The organism is Methylobacterium sp. WL19 (genome assembly GCF_008040005.1).
Taxonomy (GTDB): domain Bacteria; phylum Pseudomonadota; class Alphaproteobacteria; order Rhizobiales; family Beijerinckiaceae; genus Methylobacterium; species Methylobacterium bullatum.
The window spans coordinates 20845-41874 of record NZ_VRVC01000013.1 but is presented as its reverse complement, the minus strand read 5'-3'; the positions used below and the strand labels follow the sequence as shown (position 1 = coordinate 41874).

The 21030-nt window shown below is 67.4% G+C and carries 18 protein-coding genes; 7 read left to right on the top strand and 11 right to left on the bottom strand.

Annotated features, from left to right (window positions below; translation table 11 throughout):
• The 4 genes from FV220_RS04685 to hemB form a co-directional block, all read right to left on the bottom strand.
• A complete protein-coding gene (locus tag FV220_RS04685) occupies window positions 1-498 on the bottom strand; it encodes an RDD family protein (protein WP_048437773.1) in 498 nt (165 codons plus the stop codon).
• A 102-nt stretch (window positions 499-600) separates the two neighbouring features.
• A complete protein-coding gene (locus FV220_RS04680; RefSeq protein WP_280136347.1) occupies window positions 601-1659 on the bottom strand; it encodes a methyl-accepting chemotaxis protein in 1059 nt (352 codons plus the stop codon).
• Between the two features lie 173 nt (window positions 1660-1832).
• Entirely contained in the window at window positions 1833-2207 is a 375-nt protein-coding gene (locus FV220_RS04675) for a hypothetical protein (RefSeq protein ID WP_056150091.1), read from the bottom strand.
• 1 nt (window position 2208) lies between these two features.
• Entirely contained in the window at window positions 2209-3264 is a 1056-nt protein-coding gene (gene hemB / locus FV220_RS04670) for a porphobilinogen synthase (RefSeq protein WP_056150087.1), read from the bottom strand.
• Window positions 3265-3488: 224 nt separating this feature from the next.
• Here hemB and FV220_RS04665 point away from each other — a divergent pair, with 224 nt between their 5' ends.
• The 3 genes from FV220_RS04665 (at window position 3489) to FV220_RS04655 (ending at window position 5724) form a co-directional block, all read left to right on the top strand.
• Entirely contained in the window at window positions 3489-4583 is a 1095-nt protein-coding gene (locus FV220_RS04665) for an enoyl-CoA hydratase/isomerase family protein (RefSeq protein ID WP_147829929.1), read from the top strand.
• Window positions 4580-5047, top strand: coding sequence for a DUF6163 family protein (locus FV220_RS04660; RefSeq protein WP_018042164.1), 468 nt, complete (start codon window positions 4580-4582; stop codon window positions 5045-5047). The genes FV220_RS04665 and FV220_RS04660 overlap by 4 nt, the downstream gene beginning before the upstream one ends.
• A gap of 164 nt (window positions 5048-5211) precedes the next feature.
• Window positions 5212-5724, top strand: a complete 513-nt coding sequence (locus tag FV220_RS04655) for a winged helix DNA-binding protein (protein ID WP_018042165.1) — start codon at window positions 5212-5214, stop codon at window positions 5722-5724.
• Window positions 5725-6048: 324 nt separating this feature from the next.
• On the opposite strand, the gene FV220_RS04650 is transcribed toward FV220_RS04655, so the two are convergent.
• The 6 genes from FV220_RS04650 to pqqA (FV220_RS04625) form a co-directional block, all read right to left on the bottom strand.
• Window positions 6049-6273 carry a hypothetical protein gene (locus FV220_RS04650; protein ID WP_018042166.1) on the bottom strand — a complete coding sequence of 75 codons (225 nt, stop codon included), beginning with the start codon at window positions 6271-6273 and terminating at the stop codon, window positions 6049-6051.
• 37 nt (window positions 6274-6310) lie between these two features.
• Window positions 6311-6661: a 4-fold beta flower protein gene (locus FV220_RS04645; RefSeq protein WP_056150079.1), complete on the bottom strand. Its 351-nt coding sequence runs from the start codon at window positions 6659-6661 to the stop codon at window positions 6311-6313.
• Window positions 6662-6668: 7 nt separating this feature from the next.
• Window positions 6669-7019, bottom strand: coding sequence for a hypothetical protein (locus tag FV220_RS04640; RefSeq protein ID WP_238254130.1), 351 nt, complete (start codon window positions 7017-7019; stop codon window positions 6669-6671).
• Window positions 7020-7240: 221 nt separating this feature from the next.
• A complete protein-coding gene (locus FV220_RS04635) occupies window positions 7241-7504 on the bottom strand; it encodes a hypothetical protein (RefSeq protein ID WP_026175651.1) in 264 nt (87 codons plus the stop codon).
• 206 nt (window positions 7505-7710) lie between these two features.
• Window positions 7711-7800: a pyrroloquinoline quinone precursor peptide PqqA gene (pqqA, locus tag FV220_RS04630; protein WP_018042171.1), complete on the bottom strand. Its 90-nt coding sequence runs from the start codon at window positions 7798-7800 to the stop codon at window positions 7711-7713.
• Window positions 7801-7863: 63 nt separating this feature from the next.
• On the bottom strand, window positions 7864-7953 hold the full coding sequence (gene pqqA, locus FV220_RS04625; RefSeq protein ID WP_081612606.1) for a pyrroloquinoline quinone precursor peptide PqqA: 90 nt from the start codon (window positions 7951-7953) through the stop codon (window positions 7864-7866).
• 528 nt (window positions 7954-8481) lie between these two features.
• Between pqqA (FV220_RS04625) and mgtE the strand changes: the two genes are divergently transcribed.
• On the top strand, window positions 8482-9852 hold the full coding sequence (gene mgtE / locus FV220_RS04620; RefSeq protein WP_018042172.1) for a magnesium transporter: 1371 nt from the start codon (window positions 8482-8484) through the stop codon (window positions 9850-9852).
• Window positions 9853-9900: 48 nt separating this feature from the next.
• On the opposite strand, the gene FV220_RS04615 is transcribed toward mgtE, so the two are convergent.
• Complete coding sequence (locus tag FV220_RS04615) at window positions 9901-10371, bottom strand: YidB family protein (protein ID WP_026175652.1); 471 nt, start codon at window positions 10369-10371, stop codon at window positions 9901-9903.
• A 286-nt stretch (window positions 10372-10657) separates the two neighbouring features.
• On the opposite strand from FV220_RS04615, the gene treZ reads away from it, so the two are divergent.
• From treZ to FV220_RS04600, 3 genes are all read left to right on the top strand, one after another.
• Window positions 10658-12463 carry a malto-oligosyltrehalose trehalohydrolase gene (gene treZ, locus FV220_RS04610; protein WP_147829927.1) on the top strand — a complete coding sequence of 602 codons (1806 nt, stop codon included), beginning with the start codon at window positions 10658-10660 and terminating at the stop codon, window positions 12461-12463.
• The gene (locus tag FV220_RS04605; RefSeq protein ID WP_147829924.1) at window positions 12460-17370 is read left to right on the top strand and encodes a malto-oligosyltrehalose synthase; all 4911 of its coding nucleotides are present in this window, start codon (window positions 12460-12462) and stop codon (window positions 17368-17370) included. Before treZ ends, FV220_RS04605 begins: the two co-directional genes overlap by 4 nt.
• Window positions 17371-17505: 135 nt before the next feature.
• Window positions 17506-20889: a maltotransferase domain-containing protein gene (locus FV220_RS04600; protein WP_147829922.1), complete on the top strand. Its 3384-nt coding sequence runs from the start codon at window positions 17506-17508 to the stop codon at window positions 20887-20889.
• Window positions 20890-21030 lie beyond the last annotated feature (141 nt).

Below are 21030 nucleotides of genomic sequence, written 5' to 3'. Positions count from 1 at the left end.
TCAGACCCGCACCACCGCCAGGCCGACGAGCACGTCGTGGCCCAGGCGCCGGTCCGACCTCATGAGCCCGAACAGGATATCGACGAACCACAGCAGGAACGTCGAGATGGCGACGTAGAACAGCAGGGCGTGGATGGCGGCGGTGAGGAAATCCACCCGCAGGCCGCTGGCCGGAGTCACCACGCGCAAACCCATCATCCGCATGCCCCAGGTGCTCTGGGCGGCGCCGCCCACCGTCACCGCGCTGTAGAGGATGCCGCTGGCGGGAAGGATCGCAAACAGGGTCCAGCCGAGGCCGAAGGTCAGCACTCCGAGCACCGTGATCGCCAGGGTGAGGAGCGCGGTGAAGCCCAGGATGAAGAGGATGTCGAGGAGATAGGCGACGAAGCGCGCCCCGAGGCTCGCCCTGACGAAGGGGACCGGTAGGGCGTTCGGGAACCCGGTCCCGTAGCGCTCGGCATAGCCGGCGGGGTCGTAGCCTGGGGGCGTGTTGAGCATGGCCGATAGCCTTCGAGAGGGGAGACGATTCTCCCTCATGAAGAAGACATGGGAGGACCCATGCCTTCGCTCAAGGTCACACGGGCTTCGCCGGGGTCGAGGTCAGGCGGATTGCTCGATCACGCCGCGCCATCCCAGTCCGCGATACGTCTCGTAGCCCGGGGTCTCGTGGAAGGCGACGAGGCGCCCCGCTGCATCGATGTAGCTTCCCTGGCTCCGTCCGTCCGTGCGGAGGGGATAGCGCTCGGTGAGGAGGCCATTGCCCTTGGAACAGGCGATGACGCGGTTCTCGGCATCGAGCAGCATGACACGGCTATGGGCCCGCTCCGCCGGCGCGAGGCGGACGCCCTCGACGATGGTGCGTGCCTGCGGCTCCCAATCGAAATGGATCGCGAGAAAGCCGATGGGCTTGCCGTTCGCCTCGCCGCCTTCCCGCACCGAGGCGACATAGGTGGCGCTCTGTGCGCCGTTGAGCGCGGCGACCCGTGCCACGTTGGCCACCGCGAACTCATCGCCGGAGGCCAGCGGCTTGGCGCGGGCGAACCACGGCTCCTGGCTCACATCCTGGCCGACGACATTGAACCGGTCGGGCCGGCCATTGGCGATGACCTTGCCGTCGAGGCTGCACAGCCAGAGATCGAGATAGACCGTGTAGGCGGAGAGGATGACTCCGAGCCGGTGGGAGGCGTGGTTTCTGACCGCTTCGGTCGGAGAGACCGCGCATGCGACCACCGCGGCATCGGTCGCCCACCACCTCACGTCGCAGGTCCGCTCGTAGAGATTGCGGTCGATGATCTCCACGGCGTTGAGGGCGAGATCGATGCAGCGCGCGGAACGGCTCTCGCTGGCCAAGTGCTCCACGGCCTGGGTCAGGCTGTCGACGCCGTCGCCGAGAGCGCTGCCGAGGCCCGAGACCAGGCCCTCGATTTCGCCTGCGACGCTGCGAACCTCATTGGCGACGACGGAGAAACCGGCGCCGCGCTCGCCCGCATGCGCCGCTTCGATGAGGGCGTTCAGGGCCAGCAGATTCATGCGCCGTGTGATGGACTTGATCGAGCCGACGCTACGATGGGTGAGAGACTTCAGCTGCTGGGTCGATGTCTCGACGAGCATCGAGAGACTGTCGGCCGGGTGATCTATCTCGTTCAGTTTTGTCGACATCGCATCCTCAAAATGGACCGCCCAAGCTCAGCGCTTGGTATTTCGTATATGTATTCAAGACTGAGATTGGCCGGCAGGCGACTGCGAACGTTTCGAGGTCTGCCGGTCAGAGACAATCCTGCCGCCTCCCCAAGCAAACCGAAGCAATAAGAATGCCAGGGCCGCGCGAATGCCTAGCGCGCCGGCGCGGGGTCGTTTGCTTCGGAATCTAATGTTTCGAGATAGTATTTCTTAAGCATGAAAAGCGCCCCGCCCGACACCGCCTTGTGGTCCATGCGGATGCCGATGAGACCCGCGCCGCCGTCGAACAGGCAGTCGATGCGGTGCTGGCGTTGGCCCAAAGCGTAATCGACGCGCACGCTGTCGGGCGCCGATCCACGGCCGACATGGAGCAGACGGGGCGAGAGGTCGGCTGCCACCAGCGCGGGAAGCGTCCGCCGGCAGGTGGTGATCCGCAGCCGGTCGACGGAGCTGTCGCAGGCCGTCAGGAATGCGACGACCGCGATCGGCAGGAGCGCGCCGGCGGGCCGAGCCGCCCGCGGGCGCATCTCAGATGCCGTCGCGCAGGCGTTCGGCCACGCGGGGCGCGTAATAGGTCAGGATGCCGTCGGCGCCGGCGCGCTTGAAGGCGAGGAGGCTCTCCGTCATGGCGCGGGTGCCGTCGAGCCAGCCGTTGAGGGCGGCGGCCTCGATCATCGCGTACTCGCCCGAGACCTGATAGGCGAAGGTCGGAACGCCGAATTCGTCCTTCACCCGGCGGATGATGTCGAGATAGGGCAGGCCCGGTTTGACCATCACGGAATCCGCGCCCTCCTCGAGATCGAGGGCGACTTCCCGGAGGGCTTCGTCCGAATTGCCCGGATCCATCTGGTAGGTGCGCTTGTCGCCCACCAGGGCGGCCGAGGTGCCGATGGCGTCGCGGAACGGGCCGTAGAAGGCGCTGGCGTACTTCGCCGCGTAGGCCATGATCTGGACGTCGCGAAAACCGGCCTTGTCGAGGCCGGTGCGGATCGCGCCGACGCGGCCGTCCATCATGTCGGAGGGGGCGATGATGTCCGTGCCCGCCTCGGCCTGGATCAGGCTCTGCTCCACGAGGAGCGCCACCGTCTCGTCGTTGAGGATGGCCCCGTCCTCGATCAGGCCGTCATGGCCGTGGCTGGTATAGGGATCGAGGGCGACGTCGGTCATCACGCCGATTTCCGGCACCGCCTTCTTCACGGCACGCACGGCGCGGCAGACGAGGTTGTTGGAATTGAGGGCTTCCGATCCGGTCGGGTCGCGCAGGGACGCTTCGGTATAGGGAAAGAAGGAGATGGCCGGGATGCCGAGCCGCGCCGCGCGTTCCGCCTCGCGGACGATCTCGTCCACGCTGAGGCGCTCCACGCCGGGCATCGAGGCGATGGGCTCGCGCCGTCCGGTCCCCTCGATGACGAAGAGCGGCCAGATAAGGTCATCCACCGTCAGGGTATTTTCGCGCACGAGGCGGCGCGACCACTCCGCCTTGCGGTTGCGCCGGGGGCGCTGGGTGATGCTCAGCGACGCGGCGGAACTCGCCTTGGCGCTCTCGATGGCGAGGGGACGCGGGGTCGGGGTCGCTTCGGTCATGGTCTCTACGTCTCGAAGGCCCGTCGCGGGCGCGTCGGGGCCGGCCTAACACATCCCCAAAACTCTTCGAAACCCGGGCCGATCGCCGCCCCCCGATTGACGGGTCACGACAGAGTTCGTCTAAGCGACACGGTGAACGCGGCGTTTCCTCGACCCCGCACCGCGCGACGCGCCGAATCCCGCGAGCCCCCGAGGGTGAGGCAGCCGCCGACCGGAGACGATGGATGACAGGCGCAGACGAACCGGAGATCCTGTTCGAGCGGCGCGGGCACGCCGGCCTGATCACCCTGAACCGGCCTAAAGCCTTGAACGCGCTCACGGTCTCCATGACGACGGCGATGTATCGCGCCCTGTCGGAGTGGGAGCGCGACGACACGATCACCCGCGTGGTCGTCCGCGGCCGGGGTGGGAGGGCGTTCTGCGCCGGCGGTGACATCCGCCAGATCCACGACCTCGCCCGCCGGGGGCTGGACGACGAGGTGAGGCGGTTCTGGCTCGCGGAGTACCACCTCAACGCCTATGTGCAGCGCTATACGAAACCCTACATCGCCCTGATCGAGGGGATCGTCATGGGCGGCGGGGTGGGTTTGTCCCTGCACGGGAGCCACCGGGTATCCTCGGAGCGCTACACCCTCGCGATGCCGGAAGTGGGAATTGGGTTTTTTCCCGATGTGGGAATGACCCATTCGCTTCCGCGCCTGGCCGGTCGCGCAGGGGTCTATCTGGCCCTGACCGGCGCCCGGATCGGTGCCGGCGATGCCCGCGCTCTGGGGCTCGCCACCCACCATGCGGCGGCGGAGAATTTCGACGCCATCACGGACGAGCTGGCCGGAGGTGGCGCCATCGAACGGGCTTTCGACCGCCACGCGACGGCCTTTCCCGAGGTCGGTCCGATCACGGCGCATGGCGCCACGATCGAGGCCTGTTTCTCCGCCGACAGCGTCGCCGGGATCCTCGCGAGACTCGACGCGGACGGGTCGCCCTTCGCCACCGAGACCGCCGCGCTGATGCGCACGCGCTCTCCCCACTCCCTGTGCATCGCGCACGAGCAGATGAGGCGGGGCATCGGCATGGACTTCGCCGAGGCGATGCAGGCGGAGTATCGCCTCGCCATGCGGGCCATGCATTGGCACGACTTCCACGAGGGGGTCCGCGCCGTGCTGGTGGACAAGGACAACCGCCCGGACTGGCGGCCCGCCGCTTTGGCCGACGTGGACCCGGCCGGGATCGCCGAGGCGTTCACCGACCTGCCCGATGGCGACGCGCCGACATTCGATGGATCGGCGACATTCGATGGATCGGAAAGGATGCCGTCATGAGGGGACTGACCAAGGTCGGCGCGACGCGGGACGGGCGCGGGCGCGCCAACGACGTGGCCGGCGACCGCATCGAGCGGTCGCCGCGTGTGCCGCAGACGGGGTGGGACGTGGTCCTGGTTTGGTTCATGCGCGTCACGGCCGTGTTGTGGCTGGCGAAGGGCGTCTCGACCTGGGCGACGATCCTCGACATCTTTCCGGGGGCGCGCCCGTTCGAAGCCGAATCGCTCGGCCGCCAGACGGTCATCGTCTACTTCGCCGTGATCGACTTCATGGCGGCGATCGGGATGTGGCTCACCAGCGCCTGGGGCGGTGTGGTCTGGTTGCTGGCCGCCACGAGTGCCGTCACCCTGGCGATCCTCACGCCGCATCTGTTGCCGATGTCGATCCCGGTCCTCGGAAGCCTGGGCGCTATTGTTGTGATCTATTTCGCTTTGTCTTGGGCTGCGGCGCGCGAGGTCAGGTAAACAACACCTTACTGGATTACTTTCATTTTGCATTTACCGACAGAGGTAAATTGCAAATTCATCGTATCGCTTAAACCGTCTTTCACCCGTGACTCGTAGATTGGCTTCATAAGCGGTGCCGAACACAACGGCGCCCGACCCAAGAACCCTGACGAGGCACCCAGATGAAGTCCCAGTCCGCCAAGGTGATCGAGAGCAACACCTCCGCCGAGACCAGCCCGGCGCACGGTTCCTATCTCGAAGCGCTGCACCTCGTGGAGCGTCTTCACCGCCGCCTTCTCGACGTGATCAAGGACGAGTTCGAGCGTCGCGGTCGTGAGGACGTCAACAGCGTCCAGGCGCTGCTGCTCTACAACATCGGCGACAAGGAACTGACGGCCAGCGAGCTGCGGACGAAGGGCTACTATCTCGGCTCCAACGTCTCCTACAACGTCAAGAAGCTCGTGGAGGCCGGCTACCTCCACCACGCCCGGTCGAAGACCGACCGCCGCTCGGTGCGCATCAGCCTCACCGACAAGGGCCGCACGATCCACGACATCATCCAGGGCCTCTACGACAAGCACGCCCGCACCATCCAGCCGATCGGCGGCATCTCCGACGACGATTTCGGACGCCTCAACGTCGCCCTCGGCCGCCTCGAGCGCTTCTGGACCGACCAGATCCGCTACCGGCTCTAAGTACCTGTTCGAGCGGTTCGTCCAAGGTTTCACCTCATCCTGAGATGCCGCGGAGCGGCCTCGAGGGAGGCTTCCAGGGATCGCGCGACGACTGGAGGGCTCCCTCAGAGCCTCCGCTACGCTCCGGCACCTCAGGATGAGGTGGTTGGTTTGGACGATCGACTTTGGCAGCTGTTCGGCGCTGGCGCGAGCATCCGCTGAGAAATCTCATCGAGCGGGTTTTGAGAACCGCTCCGAGACGAGCGCGCACCGCCAACCCGCTCGTCATCGACGTCCCGGAACGTCCCGGATCCGTCTCGGGCCATTCCTCGTATCGACCCAGCCCTATGAGGGCTGCTCCTCGCCGACATGTTCTTCCTCCTCCGTGAGAGGGGGCTTTTCGTCGGCATCGTCTCCGACCAGCTCATCGAGTTCGTCGATGAGGTCGTTCACCTGATCTTCCGTGGCGAGGATGCGGAAGATCTCGCCGTCCACGGTTTCGATGGTCAGGCGATAGCCTCCGTCCGTCTCGTCGGTGAGGACGCGAGCCAGCTTCTTCGTCGGTGTCATGCGGTTTCCCTCTCGTGCGAACGGGTTCGGTTAGGGATCAGATCAGGTCGGAAAAGACGCGATCGGACCAGGCCGTGGAGGCGGCGGGGCGGGGCGGGGCTTGCCCCGGTTCGGCGCGCGCGGGCTTCGTGCGCCTCGGGCCGGGCGTCGTCTTCGCCTGCCGCGCGGGCTTGTGAGGGCCGCCCACGGCGTCGTGTTCGAAGAGGAGGCAGGCTCCGTGCTCGTCCGAGATCCAGCCTCGGTCCGCCCAGCCGATGAAGCGGCCGTCATAGGCGTAGACCTTGTCGTCATGGATGAAGGCCGCGGCTCGGCCGTTCCAGAGGTAGAGGGAGTGCCCGTCGTGGCAGTACGCCGCCTCGCCGCCCTGTCTGTCGAAGAACTCGATCATGGACGATTCAAGCCCCGATCTGGCTGTTGTGCAGCGTGCGGAGCTCGACATAGCTCATGGTCTCGCTGCTCCAGGTCGGTCCGTCGGAATCGTGCAGGCGCTTTGCGAGCGGCTTGTGCTTGTCGCCCTGATAGAACCCCATGATGACGGTCTGGCCGTCGGTATCCTCGGCCTCGATCCGGTAGGCCGGCTGGGTGCCCGATCCGAGCCGGCTCAGGCGAACGCGCAGGGTCGGATTGCGGGTCTGGTCGGGGACCATGTTGAGATAGACGCCCTTCAGATATTCGAGGCGGTCCGCTTTCCGTCCGGCGAGATCCGCGATCGAGACGTTCTCGGCGAGCATGTCGGGCTTGTTCATGAAGGATCTGCTTTCTGGTGGATGTGATGGGGCGCGGGCCACTCGCATAGACAGGGCGCATCGACCTGCGATGTTCCATGCGGCGACCGGAGCGGTGTCGGGTATGGGCCGGGCCATCGTCGGCGTGTTCGCCCTCTGAGGCCGGCGAGAGGGGGACGACACCACCGCCATCCACCACATCGCTTGCTGCGTGGGGCGGCGGAGGGCCGATCCGGATCGTGTCAGTGCAAGGTCGGCGGCGGTTCGAGGAACGCGCGCATGCCGTCACCGTCCTCGATGGCCTCCATGAAGGCGTCGAGGGCGTCTTCGTCGGAGGCGAAGGTCGTATCCCAGACGGTGGACCAGCCGGTCTGATCGATGACTTCGAGCGTCCACGGATCCTGCGTGCCGGCGAAGCGATAGACGTTCACCGTCACCGTGATGCCGTTCTGGGTCGCCCGTCCGGTCAGGTCCGAGAATTCCATAGTTGGCATCTCTTGGGTCATGGGGTGTTTCTCTCGAATGACGAGTTCACCGCAGGGACCCGAACGTGTCCCTATCTCATGAGCCGAAGTGCCAGTTCTAGCAGAGTTCTTGCCGGAACGGTTCCGAAAACTTTGAAACGGCCGGGCATCGAGCCCAGGCGAGCACGAAAAAGGCGGCATCCCTGCTGGAACGCCGCCCTTTCATACCGCTCTTAAAAGCGATCGACTTAGTTGAAGGTGTCGATCTCAGCCGACTCGTAGCTGGTGACTTCCATGCCGACGCACACTTCCTGAACGATGGGGGCAGACCACGTCATGACGTTTCTCCTGGCTGGTGATGATGGGGCTTGGTGACACGGGCCCGTGAGGGCGCCGATCCCTCAGTTGAAGGGATCGATTTCCGCCGACTCGTAGCTGGTGACTTCCATGCCGACGCAAACTTCTTGAACAACGGGGGCAGACCAACTCATGGCGAAACTCCTTCGTGTCCGACGCCCTCAAGATAGGCGATACATTGGGCGCAATACAAGCGGGCGCGAGACTTATATTTTTCATATGATGGCTCGTCGTGGCCGGATTTTCCCCGATAAGCGGACGATCTTCCTCCCATAGAGAAATATGTTGCAGGATTGTGCTCCGTCGGCGCGCGATCCCGGTCGCGTCGCTGCCCGTTCCGAAGGCGGAAGCGGCGGCTCCCACGGCCGTCCCGCGCGTCCCGCCGGCAGGTCCGAAAGACAGGAGGAAATTCATCTTGACGCGCCCCGTGGCGGAGCGCATGGGGGCGCCGCCGACGGCTTCCCCTCGGCGATCCGCATGTGCGGATCGCAGGTGGACGCCTTGGAGCCCGAATTCCCCATCCATGCCCAGCGACAGTCCCGTCGATCCAGCCCGCCCGGCCGCTATCGTTCTGACCGCCTGAGGCCCTGAGGGGTTCACGCGCGGCTCACCGCGATCCGGCCGAACACGGCCCGATCGCACTCCTCCCCCGAGGTGAGCCCATGAACCAGATCGCCCCCTTCCCGACCAAGATCGATCCCTCCGTGCTGGCCGCCCGGTTGTCGGACGAACGCGCGCCCGACATCGTCGAGGCGCTGAACGAGGAGGCGCCCGAGGTCGCCGCCGCGATTCTGCTGGGGCTGCCCCACGACCGGGCGGTGGAGGTGCTCGACCAGCCCGAGCTCGACCTCGCCGCCGACATCATCGAGATGCTGCCGCGCGACCGGGTGGCGTCCTACCTGTCGGGCATGTCGGCGGACCGGGTGACGGACGTGTTCCGCGAGATCGAGGAGCCGGGCCGCTCCGATCTGAGGGCGCGGCTCGATGCGGAGACGCGCGGCACGATCGACCGGCTCAGCGCCTATGGCGAGGAGAGCGTGGGCTCGCTGATGACCACGGAATTCGTCACGGTGCCGGGCAACTGGACGGTGCAGCAGACCCTCGACCATGTCCGCACCGTCGAGAAGACCCGCGAGACGATCTACGCGATCTTCGTCCTCGACCCGCGCACCCAGGCGCTGACGAAGGCCGTGCCCCTGCGCCGGCTGATCTCCGGCAATCCCGACGACAACGTCCTCAGCGTCGCCGCCGGCCGGCGGCCGCTCGCCGTCTCGCCCACCGCCAGCCGCGAGGAGGCGGCGCGGCTGATCTCGAAATACGATCTGCTGGCCCTGCCGGTGGTGGATGCGGTGGGCCACCTCATCGGCATCGTCACGGTGGACGACATGATCGACGCCATGGTGGAGAAGCAGACGCAGGACGTGCAGCGCTTCGGCGGCATGGAGGCCCTGCCCGAGCCCTATATGGATATCGGCTTCGGCACGATGATCCGGAAGCGCGCCGGCTGGCTCTGCGCCCTGTTCCTCGGCGAGATGATGACCGCCACGGCGATGCAGGGGTTCGAGGGGCAGCTGGAGAAGGCCATCGTCCTCACCCTGTTCATCCCGCTCATCATGAGTTCGGGCGGCAATTCGGGCAGTCAGGCGACCTCGCTCCTCATCCGCGCGCTCGCGCTCCACGAGGTCCGCCTGCGCGACTGGTGGCGCGTGGCCCTGCGCGAGGTGCCCACCGGGTTGCTGCTGGGCGCGATCCTGGGGACGATCGGCATCGTCCGCATCGTGGTCTGGCAGAAGGCGGGGCTCTACGATTACGGCGAGCACTGGATGCTGGTGGCGGCGACGGTGGGGGCCGCCCTGGTCGGCATCGTCACCTTCGGCTCGCTGACGGGATCGATGCTGCCCTTCGTGCTCCAGCGCCTCGGCTTCGATCCGGCGACGGCCTCGGCGCCCTTCGTGGCCACCCTCGTCGATGTGACCGGCCTCGTCATCTACTTCTCGGTGGCGATGCTGATCCTGCGCGGCACGCTGCTCTGACCCTTATCGATCCTCCCGGGCGGAGTGAGCCCGGGAGGAGACGACCGCTTACGCCGGCACGCGGCCGTCGGGGGTGTAGCGGTCGATGGCCTGCGGCAATTCCCGCGACAGGCGGGACAGCAATTCCTCGCGGGTCAGTCCCGTCTGCTGCGCGAGGGTCGCCAGGATGTCCGGGCCGATCGCCTTTTCGAGGTTCTGCGGCGCGATCTCTTGGTTCGGACCCTGGTTGACCCAGGAGGACGCCGTCTCGCCGTGGCCGTTCTGGGTGAAACGCTCCACGAGCTCGCTCAAGCCCCCGCCGAGGAGGCCGCCGGCCCCGGCACCCCCGAGGGCGCCTCCCAGCTGGCCGAGGATGCCACCGAGACCGCCCTGGTTGTCGGTCGCGGCTCCCGGCGTTCCCGGAGCCGTCGTCTTGTTCGTAGCACCGCCCAGGAATTCGGCGATCTTGTCCCTGTTCTGGTAACCCGCGACGGCGAGCAGACCCAGCAAGGCGGTCATGGACGGATATCCGCGGCTCATGCGCTGTCTCCCTTGAGGTTCGCCGCCGGCTCATCGGCGAGGCGACGCTCACTCAACGTGCCTATGGCGCGGCGGGATGCATCGGGCCGCCGTAATGCCCACGATCGAGGCGCCATGGCGCGCCGCACACAAAACTTGTCCGCCCGGCGGTTGTCGACCGTGACCCGCGCATTACGTCGCAAGCGAAGCCGTATGGCGAGGGAACCAGACCCTCGCGGACGGCCTTCTCCCCCGTGGCCGGTGCGACCCGGCCGCGAGGTTTCCCAATGAGCGAGATGGCGGTCTGATGCGGCGCACACACGACATGAACTTCGGTGCCGCGATCGCGGCGGACGGCGTGCGCTTCGCCCTCTGGGCACCCACGGCCAAGGACGTGGCCCTCGTGGTCGACGGGGCCGAGCATCCCATCCCAGAGGCCGGCGAAGGCTGGCGCCGCACCACCGTGCCGGATGTCCGCCCCGGTGCCCGCTACGGTTTCCGCATCGACGGCGACCTCGTCGTGCCGGATCCCGCCTCGCGCTTCCAGCCGGACGACGTGTCGGGCCTCAGCGAGGTCATCGACCCGAAGGCATTCGACTGGAGCGACGGCGAATGGACGGGTCGCCCCTGGGAAGAGGCCGTCCTCTACGAGCTGCATGTGGGCACCGCCACGCCGGAGGGGACCTATGCCGCCCTGGAGGCCAAGCTCGAAGACCTGACCCATCTCGGGGTCACCGCCATCGAGCTCCTGCCGCTGGCCGACTTCAAGGGCACCCGCAACTGGGGCTATGACGGCGTGCTGCCCTACGCGCCGGATGCCGCCTATGGACGCCCGGACGAGCTCAAGCATCTGATCGACACAGCCCATTCGCTCGGGCTGATGGTGTTCCTCGACGCGGTCTACAACCATTTCGGCCCGGCCGGGAATTACCTCCACGCCTATGCCAAGACCTTTTTCACCGAGCGTCACCAGACGCCCTGGGGCGCCGGCATCAACTTCGACGGCGAGACCAGCGGCAAGGTCGTGCGCGACTATTTCATCGAGAACGCGCTCTACTGGCTCGAGGAATACCATTTCGACGGCATCCGCTTCGACGCGGTCCACGCCATCCTCGACGATTCGCCCAAGCACTTCATCGGCGAGCTCGCGGAGACGATCCGCACGCGCCTGCCCGGACGGCACATCCACCTCGTCCTCGAGAACGAGGCCAACCAGGCCCGCTGGCTCGAGCGCAACGATCAGGCCCAGCCGCTCCAGCACACGGCGCAATGGGCCGACGACCTCCACCATTGCTGGCACGTGCTGCTGACCGGCGAGGACGCGGGCTATTACGTCAGCTTCGCCGACAAGCCGGTGGATCATCTCGCCCGCTGCCTCGCGGAAGGCTTCGCCTATCAGGGCGAGCCGTTCCCGAGCCTCGACAACCACCCGCGCGGCGAGCCCTCCGCCCATCTACCGCCCTCGGCCTTCGTCACCTTCCTCCAGAACCACGATCAGGTGGGAAACCGTGCCCTCGGTGAGCGCCTGAGCGCGCTCAGCGACCCGGACAAGCTCAGCCTTGCGCGAGCCGGCCTGCTCCTTGCTCCGCAGATCCCGATGCTGTGGATGGGCGAGGAATGGTCGGCCACTGCGCCGTTCCTGTTCTTCGTCGATTTCGCGCCGGACGAGGAGTTGAACAAAGCGGTGCGCGAGGGGCGCCGGCGTGAATTCAAGAGCTTCGCGGCTTTCGCCGACGACACCTCGGTCATCCCCGATCCGACCGCCGAGCAGACCTTCGTCGATTCGAAGCTCGACTGGGCGGAGCCGGAGCGGCAGCCCCATCGCGGTGTCTGGGCCGACACCCGCAACCTGCTCCAGATCCGGCACCAATCCGTCGTGCCCCTGACGAAGACCCGCTATCTCGGGGCCGACGTGACCCGGCCGTCCCCGGATTCCCTCGACGTGACATGGCGCTATGCGGGCGGCACCCTGCGCTTCGTCGCCAATTTCGGCGAGGATCCCCTCGCCGTCGATTCCCATGGAGGTCAGGTGATCTGGTCGAACGGTCATACGGGCAGCGAGATCGAGCTTCCCACCTGGACGGGTATCGTGCTGACGGGAGCCGCCCGATGAGCCGCGACCTCGAACGGCTGGCCGATCTCCTCGGCATCGCATCCGGCTATACCGACGCCTTCGGCCAGCCCGTGGCGACCGACATCGAGACCCGGCGCGGCATGGTCGCCGCCCTGGGTTTCCCGGCGGGCAACGACGACGAGATCGCCAGCAGCCTCGCGGAGGTGGAATCCGTGCGGCTCGGGCTCGTCCCGTCGCTGATTCCGGTCGAGGCGCGGCGCGCCTCGACGATCCCCGTTCAGGCCGTGGACGCGCATGGCGCCGTGTCGTGGCGCCTCGTCGACGAGCGCGGCCTCGCGCGGGAGGGGAGGGCGTCGATCACGGGGGCGGGCGAACCCCGTATCGAGTTGCCGCCCCTGACGCCCGGCTACCACCGTCTCACCGTGGCGCTCGGCGAGCGGAAATCGGAATCCTGGGTCATCTCCGCCCCGCAGCGCTGCTGGCGCCCCGCCGCCTATGCCGACGAGGGCGCGCGGGATTGGGGCCTCGCCGCGCAGCTCTACGGCCTGCGCTCGCCGCACAATCTCGGCATCGGCAGCTACGCCGATGCGGGCCGCGCCGCACGGGATGCCGGCATTCGCGGCGCCTCGTTCCTGGGCCTGAGCCCGGTCCATGCGCTGTTCGAATCGGACCGCAGCAAGATCTCGCCCTATTCGCCGTCTTCGCGCCTGTTCCTCGAGACGCTGTTTATCGAGCCCGGCGCGTTGCCCGGTTTCGCCGGCTCGCGCGCCGCTGCCTTGTTGGGAGAGAAGGCCACCGAGATCGCCGGCCTTCAGGCCGCGACCCTGGTCGACCATCCCGGTATCTGGGGTGTTCTGTCTCCCGTGCTGGAAGCGTTCTGGCACGAATCCCCGGCGCGTGCGGGTGACGACGCCGCCTTCTCGGCCTTCCGCGACGCGGGCGGCGCGGATCTCGAAGCCCATGGGACGTTCGAGGCGCTGTCCGCCCATTACAAGGCGCTCGGCGCTTATTGGTCCGGCGACTGGCCGGAGGAGATGCGCCGCGCCGGGACTCCGGCCGTGGAGGCGTTCGCGCTCGCCCATGCGGAGGCCGTCACCTACCATATCTGGCTGCAATACCTCGCCGATCGCCAATTGGCCGATGCGTCGAAGGCGGCCCTCGAGAGCGGCATGCGCCTCGGCCTCTACCGCGATCTCGCTGTCGGCGCCGATCGCGGCGGGTCGGAAGTCTGGTCGCATCCCGAACGCTTCGCCAACGGCGTCTCCATCGGTGCGCCGCCCGATCTGCTGGCGCCCAAGGGCCAGGATTGGGGCCTGCCGGCCTTCCACCCCCTCGAAATGGAGCGCGACGGGCTCGCGGCGTTCCGCGCCCTGGTCCAGGCGAACATGCGCCATGCCGGCGCGATCCGCATCGACCATGCCTTCCAGCTCGCCCGCCTCTTCCTCATCCCTGTCACCGGATCGGCGAAGGACGGCGCCTATGTCGCCATGCCGTTCGAGCCGATGCTGGCGGTCCTGCGGCTGGAGAGCCACCGGGCGAAATGCCTCGTCATCGCCGAGGATCTCGGCACCGCGCCGGAGGGCTTCTCCGACGCGCTGATGCAGGCCGGCATCCTGAGCTACCGCATCCTCGCCTTCGAGCGCGAGCATGGCGGCCGCTTCAAGAGCCCCGGCGCCTATCCGCGCGACGCGCTGACCGCCATCACCACGCACGATCTGCCGACCTTCGTCGGCTGGTGGCGCGGGGTCGATACCGACACCCGCCAGGCGCTCGGCCTCTACGACGCCGAGCGGGCGGAAGCGGAGCGCCGGGAGCGCGTCACCGAACGCTCCCGCCTTACCGAGGCGCTCGCCTCCGAGCAGCTGCTGCCGAGCTACGACGTGCCCGAGGTGGCGCCGTTCGAAGCGGCGGCGCGCTACTTGGCGCGTGCACCGTCCATGCTCACGGCGGTGCAGTACGAGGACGTCGTCTCGGAATTGAGCCAGGCCAACGTGCCGGGCTCGACGGAAGGCTATCCCAACTGGCGGCGCAAGCTCGACCGCACCCTGGAGGCCATCGCCGCGCCGGGCGGTCCGCTGGCGAAGCTTGCCGCCGCGCTCTCGGCCGAGGAACGCGGCCCCCGTTCGGGTGCGGCGCGTCTCTCCTCGCCGCCGCCGCGCGCCACCTATCGGCTGCAGTTCCACAAGGACTTCACTTTCGCCGATGCCGAGCGGATCGTGCCGTATCTGGCCAAACTCGGCATCAGCCACGTCTATGCTTCGCCGATCCAGAAGGCGCGGCCGGGCTCGACCCATGGCTACGACATCGTCGACCATTCGACGATCAACCCGGAACTCGGCGGCGAGGAGGGCTTCGTCCGCTTCTCCGACGTGATGCACCGGCACGGCCTGAAGCTGCTCCTCGACATCGTACCCAACCACATGGGCGTCGGCGGAGCCGACAATCCGTGGTGGCTCTCCGTCCTTGAATGGGGCGATCTCTCGCCGCTGGCGCACGCCTTCGACATCGACTGGCAGCGGCAGGGTGCCCGCAACAACCTCGTCATCCCGTTCCTGGGCGACCGCTACGGCGAAGCCCTCGAACACGGCACCCTCGACCTGAAATACGATGCCGCCGCCGGCGCCTTCAGCGTCTGGCATTACGAGCATCAGTTCCCGATCTGCCCGCTGCAATATCCCTCGATCCTAAACCGGGCGCTTGCGGCGCATGGCGAGATCGGCGACGACGCGGCGGCCGAAGTTCTGGCCGTCTCCGAGCGCCTGCGTCTCATGAGCGAGGAAACGAGTGCGGAGCGCCGCCGGGGATTCCCGGAGGAGGCCGACGGCCTCAAGCGCCGGCTCGCCGACGCGGTGGAGGCCTCGCCCGCCATCGCCAAGGCCATCGACCGGACCCTGACCCTGCTCAACGGTTTCGAGGGAAGGCCCGACAGTTTCGGGCCGCTCCACCGGCTCCTCGAGCAGCAATCCTACCGCCTCGCCCATTGGCGCGTGGCGGCCAGCGACATCAACTACCGCCGCTTCTTCGACGTGAACGGCCTCGCGGGCCTTCGCGTGGAGAAGTCCGACATCTTCCACCGCTCGCACGAGACGGTGTTCCGCCTCATCTCCGAGGGGCGGATCGACGGGCTGCGGATCGACCATATCGACGGTCTGGCCGACCCACAGGGTTATGCGCGCGCCCTGCAGAGCGCCGTCGGCCCCGGCTTCTACGTCGTGGTCGAGAAGATCCTCGAACCCGGCGAGAAGCTGCGGCCCTGGCCCGTCGCCGGAACCACCGGCTACGACGTGCTGAACCAGCTCGACGGCATCCTGGTGGATCAGGAGAAGCACACCCGCATCACCCGGTTCTATCGCTGGGCCACCGGCATGGACGAGCCCTACAAGGCGCAACTCCGGGCGGCCAAGGCGGAGATCCTCGAGATCAGCTTCGCCAGCGAGCTCGAAGTGCTCACCGCCGACCTGAAGCGCATCGCCGATGCCGATCGGCGCACGCGCGACTTCTCGGTGAACGCCATCCGCCGTGCGCTGATCGAGATCATCGCGCGCTTTCCCACCTACCGCTCCTACCTGGCGAGCGACCTCGACGAGAGCGATGTCGAGGACGAGGACGTCCGCCTCATCGAGGGGGCGGTGGCCAAGGCCAAGCGCTGGAGCGCCCTGCCGGACCGGTCGGTCCACGACTTCGCCTCGAAGGCCCTGCTCGGCCGGATCGATGCCGGGGGGCCGGGACGTCCCGATCCCGCCGTCATCCTGCGGTTCCGCCGCCGGTTCCAGCAGCTGACCGGTCCGGTCATGGCGAAAAGCCTGGAAGACACGCTGTTCTACCGCTTCTCGGAACTCCTCGCCCTCAACGAGGTCGGCGGCGATCCAGGGGAATACGGCATCGATCTGGAGCATTTCCACGCGCTCCAGGCGGCGCGGGCGCGTGACTGGCCGAACGCCATGATCACCACGGCGACCCACGACACCAAGCGCGGCGAGGATGCCCGCTCGCGCTTGCTGGCCCTGTCCGAGATCCCCGAAGTCTGGGCCGAAGCCTGGACCATCCTCGGCCAGTCGGCCCGCACCCACCTCACCGCCATGGAGGAGGGGCCGGCGCCCGACGCCAACGACCAGTGGATGTTCCTCCAGGCCATCCTTGGTGCCTGGCCGCTCGAATTGCTGGACGGGGACGACGAGGCCGCCATCGCGGAGTTCCGCGACCGTCTCGACGCCTATTCCGAAAAGGCCCTGCGCGAGGGCAAGCGCCGGTCGAGCTGGGTCAATGTGGATGAGCGGTACGAGGCCGCGGTCAAGCGGCTGTTCGCCGGCCTGATCACGCCGGGCGCGAAGTTCATGACGCTCATGCGCCCGATCGCGCGGCGGCTCGCCCATCTCGGCATGATCGCCGGCCTCGGCCGGACGGTGCTGAAGGCGACCCTGCCGGGGCTCCCCGACGTCTACCAGGGCACCGAGTTCTGGGACTTCTCCTTCGTCGATCCCGACAACCGCCGCCCGGTGGATTACGCGGCGCGGGAGGAGGCCTTGAGCGACACGGCCGATCTGCCCGCCTTGCTCGACCATTGGCCGGACGGGCGGGTGAAGCAGGCGACGCTGGCGCGTCTCCTCGCCGACCGGGCGGAGCGACCCAGCTTCTATGCCGATGCCGACCATATCGCCGTGACGGCCGACGGCAGGCTCGCCGCCCATGTCATCGCATTCACACGCTCGGATGCCACAAGCGGGGAGGGCGACCTTCTCGTGGCGGTGCCGCGCCTCGTCTCCGGCCTCGTCGGCGACGCGACGTGGTCGGGCGAGGCCTTTGCCGGCACCACCCTTCCGGTGGCGGCGGAGAGCCGCTGGATCGACCTCATGACGGGCGGCGACGTCCAGCCGGAGGGAACTTCGGTCGACCTCGGCCGGTTGTTCGCGCGTTTGCCCTACGCGGTCCTGAAGCGCACCGCCTGAGTCCCGGATCCGGGACGGTCGCCGAACCTAGAAGGGTGGTCCTCGCCGAGGGCCGCCCATCCCCACCCCACCCGCCGCCGCGCGGGAGGCTCCTCTGGGAGACGGGGACACGATATTCAAGAGAACGGAGTACGCATGAACGCGCCGAGCCCAGCCAAGATCTCCGCCGAGCGGACCGAAGCCGGAACCGTGGCGCTGCCTGCGGGCCTCGCCCCCCGCGCCGAGGGGCCGCGCATCTACAACCTGTTCCCCCTCCTCGTCGGAAAGGTCTCGGCCTGGACGGCGGAGCTTCCGCGCATCGCCGGGATGGGGTTCGACTGGATCTACCTCAACCCCTTCCATCAGACCGGCGGCTCGCGCAGCCTCTATGCGGTCTCCGATCCGGACCGGCTCGACGAGCGGTTCCGTGACGATGACGGCACCTCGGACGACGAGCAGATCCGGCGCTTCTGCGCCGCCGCCGCCGCGCATGGCATCGGCGTGATGACCGACCTCGTCATCAACCACACCGCCAAGGACGGTCCCCTGGCGCGGGAGCGGCCGGACCTGTTCCTGCGCGACGAGGCCGGCAACATCGAGAGCCCGGCGGCCGTCGATCCGGACGATCCCTCGATCCGCACGGTCTGGGGCGACCTCGCCGAGTTGAACTACCATTCGGCGGGTGCGCGCGAGGAGCTGACCCGGCTCTGGGCCGGCTACATCAACCGGATGCAGGATCTCGGCGTCGGCGGGTTCCGCTGCGACGCCGCCTACAAGGTGCCGCCGGATGTCTGGCGCAGCCTGATCGGCGCCGCCAAGGCGCTGGAGCCCGATTGCCTGTTCGCCGCCGAGACCCTGGGCTGCACTTTCGAGGAGGCCCAGGCTACGGCGGGTGCGGGCTTCGACTACCTGTTCAATTCCTTCGCCTGGTGGGACCTGAAGGCGCCGTGGGCGCTCGAGCAGTACGACCGCCTGCGCGTGATCGCCCCCTCCATCGCCTTCCCCGAGAACCACGACATGCCCCGACTCGCCGCCGGCCTCGGCGGTAGCGCGGAGGCTGTGGCGCGGCACCTGAAGGCGCGCTACGCCCTGGCCGCGTTCTTCTCGGCCGGCGTGCTCCTGCCCATCGGCTACGAATGGGGCTACCGCCGCGCCCTGCACGTGGTCGAGACCACACCGGATTCCCGCGAGACCGATACCGGCATCGACATTTCCGGTTATGTGAAGGCGATCAACGCCCTGAAGGCCAGCCTCGCCTCCGCCAATGTGGAGGGCGCGCAATCCCGCATCTCCGCGCCGGATGCGGATTACGTGGCGCTCCTGAAATTCGATACCGGGCACGGCGCCTCCGCGCGCCACGCCACCCTCGTCCTGTTCAATCCCGGCCCCGTTGCGGTGGCGGTGGATGCCGGGCCGCTGGTGGCGCGGACGGGCGGCATGCTCGACCGGTTCAAGGACGTCACCCCCGAGGCGGAGCCGATCGACTTCCTCCCCGGCACGAGCCTCGACCTCGCGCCCGGCGAGATCCGCATCCTCGCCGCCGAACGGCGTGTGGTGGCGAAGCCCCCGACTCCCTCCACGCCGTCGGGCGAAGGCCGCGTCGTCATCGAGGCGGTCTCGCCCGAGATCGACGGGGGCCGTTCCCCGGTCAAGCGCGTGGTCGGCGAGCAGGTGGCGGTCTCCGCCGACATCTTCAGCGACGGCCACGAGATCATCGACGCCGCGATCCTGTCGCGGGTCGTAGGCGAGGAGGAATGGCGCCGGGACCGCATGGTGTTCGTGGACAACGACCGCTGGAGCGGCTCCTTCCCCCTCGAACACAATGCCCGCTACGAATTCACCATCGAGGCTTGGCGCGATGCCTTCTCGTCCTGGATCCGCGACACGCTGAAGAAGCGCGATGCGGGCGTCGACGTGCGCCTGGAGACCATCGAGGGCGTCACCTTCGTGCAGGGGGCGGCCGACCTCGCCACCGGACCGGACCAGGCCCGGCTCCAGGCCATCGTGTCGGCTCTCGCGGCGGAAAAGACCGGATCGGCGGCGCAGCTCGACCTCATCCTCGCGCCCGAGACCGCGTCCCTGATCCGCAAGCATGCCGAGCGGGTCAACCGCTCGCGCTATCCGGTGAACGTGCCGGTGATCGCCGACCGCCTCGCGGCCCGGTTCTCGGCCTGGTACGAGATCTTTCCGCGCTCGCAATCCATGGACGTCAACCGCCACGGCACGTTCGACGACGTGATCCGGCGCCTGCCCGAGATCCGCGAACTCGGCTTCGACGTGCTCTATTTCACCCCGATCCACCCGATCGGGAAGACCAACCGCAAGGGCAAGAACAATACCCTCACGGCGCTCGAAGGCGATGTCGGCTCGGTCTACGCGGTCGGGTCGGAGGCGGGCGGGCACGAGGCGGTGCACCCCGAACTCGGCACCCTCGACGATTTCCGCCGTCTGGTCGCGGCCAGCCACGCCTACGGCATGGAGATCGCCCTCGATTTCGCGATCCAGTGCTCGCCCGACCATCCCTGGATCAAGAACCACCCGGAATGGTTCGAGTGGCGCCCCGACGGCACGCTGAAATTCGCCGAGAACCCGCCGAAGAAGTACGAGGATATCTCCAACGTCCACTTCTATGGCGGCGCGCTGCCCTCGCTCTGGATCGAGCTGCGCGACATCGTCATGGGTTGGGCCGAACTCGGCGCCCGCATCTTCCGGGTCGACAACCCCCACACCAAGCCGATCCCGTTCTGGGAATGGATGATCGGGCAGGTGAACGCGCGCTATCCCGACGTGATCTTCCTCGCCGAGGCCTTCACCCGGCCGAAGATGATGAAGAAGCTCGCCAAGGCCGGCTATCAGCAGAGCTACACCTACTTCACCTGGCGCAACACGAAGCAGGAGCTCATCGACTATTCCACCGAGCTCGCCGGCGAGATGGGGGAATATTACCGGCCGAACTTCTTCGCCAACACGCCGGACATCAACCCGGTCTATCTCCAGACCAGCGGCCGCGCCGGATTCATCGTGCGGGCGACGCTCGCGGCGACCCTGTCCTCGGTCTACGGCATCTATAACGGCTTCGAGATGTGCGAGGCAGCGCCGTATCCGGGCAAGGAAGAGTATCTCAATTCAGAGAAATACGAGCTGAAGGCCTGGGATTACCATGCTCCGGGCAACATCCGCGCGCACATCATCAAGCTCAACCGGATCCGGCAGGAGAACCCGGCGCTCTGGGACTTCCGCAACGTCACCTTCACGGGGGCTTATAACGACCAGATCGTCGCCTATGCCAAGACGACGCCCGAGGGCGACAACTGCATCTTCGTGATGGTCAATCTCGATCCGAAGAACCGTCAGGAATGCACCTACGAGGTGCCGCTCTGGCTCCTCGGAGAGCCCGATGACGGCGCCGTCGAGGTGGAGGACCTGCTGCTCGGCTACAAATTCGAGCTGCGCGGCAAGTCCCACCGCATCGCCCTCGATCCGGCGGAGCGGTCCGTGGTGATCTGGCGTCTGCGCGCGCCCCGCCGGGTTGCGGAGTAGCGGCCCGCGTGTCAGCACAAAACTTCGAGTTTTCAGCCGTCCGTCGCGTTGTCGCCCAGAAGCTGGTGCCAAAGCTGCGGCCGACGCGGCTGGCACCGTTCGCATCCGCGACCGGTGCCGCTGTGACGCCGAACACGCCCT

Bases quoted from the DNA above. Each gene is read 5' to 3' on its own strand.
- FV220_RS04640 (WP_238254130.1), bottom strand. From the start codon at position 7,019: ATGAACAAGCCCGACATGCTCGCCGAGAACGTCTCGATCGCGGATCTC.
- treZ (WP_147829927.1), top strand. From the start codon at position 10,658: ATGCGGCGCACACACGACATGAACTTCGGTGCCGCGATCGCGGCGGAC.
- FV220_RS04675 (WP_056150091.1), bottom strand. From the start codon at position 2,207: ATGCGCCCGCGGGCGGCTCGGCCCGCCGGCGCGCTCCTGCCGATCGCG.
- pqqA (WP_081612606.1), bottom strand. From the start codon at position 7,953: ATGAGTTGGTCTGCCCCCGTTGTTCAAGAAGTTTGCGTCGGCATGGAA.
- FV220_RS04655 (WP_018042165.1), top strand. From the start codon at position 5,212: ATGAAGTCCCAGTCCGCCAAGGTGATCGAGAGCAACACCTCCGCCGAG.
- FV220_RS04660 (WP_018042164.1), top strand. From the start codon at position 4,580: ATGAGGGGACTGACCAAGGTCGGCGCGACGCGGGACGGGCGCGGGCGC.
- FV220_RS04600 (WP_147829922.1), top strand. From the start codon at position 17,506: ATGAACGCGCCGAGCCCAGCCAAGATCTCCGCCGAGCGGACCGAAGCC.
- FV220_RS04635 (WP_026175651.1), bottom strand. From the start codon at position 7,504: ATGACCCAAGAGATGCCAACTATGGAATTCTCGGACCTGACCGGACGG.
- mgtE (WP_018042172.1), top strand. From the start codon at position 8,482: ATGAACCAGATCGCCCCCTTCCCGACCAAGATCGATCCCTCCGTGCTG.
- hemB (WP_056150087.1), bottom strand. From the start codon at position 3,264: ATGACCGAAGCGACCCCGACCCCGCGTCCCCTCGCCATCGAGAGCGCC.
- FV220_RS04615 (WP_026175652.1), bottom strand. From the start codon at position 10,371: ATGAGCCGCGGATATCCGTCCATGACCGCCTTGCTGGGTCTGCTCGCC.
- pqqA (WP_018042171.1), bottom strand. From the start codon at position 7,800: ATGACGTGGTCTGCCCCCATCGTTCAGGAAGTGTGCGTCGGCATGGAA.
- FV220_RS04650 (WP_018042166.1), bottom strand. From the start codon at position 6,273: ATGACACCGACGAAGAAGCTGGCTCGCGTCCTCACCGACGAGACGGAC.
- FV220_RS04685 (WP_048437773.1), bottom strand. From the start codon at position 498: ATGCTCAACACGCCCCCAGGCTACGACCCCGCCGGCTATGCCGAGCGC.
- FV220_RS04665 (WP_147829929.1), top strand. From the start codon at position 3,489: ATGACAGGCGCAGACGAACCGGAGATCCTGTTCGAGCGGCGCGGGCAC.
- FV220_RS04645 (WP_056150079.1), bottom strand. From the start codon at position 6,661: ATGATCGAGTTCTTCGACAGACAGGGCGGCGAGGCGGCGTACTGCCAC.
- FV220_RS04605 (WP_147829924.1), top strand. From the start codon at position 12,460: ATGAGCCGCGACCTCGAACGGCTGGCCGATCTCCTCGGCATCGCATCC.
- FV220_RS04680 (WP_280136347.1), bottom strand. From the start codon at position 1,659: ATGTCGACAAAACTGAACGAGATAGATCACCCGGCCGACAGTCTCTCG.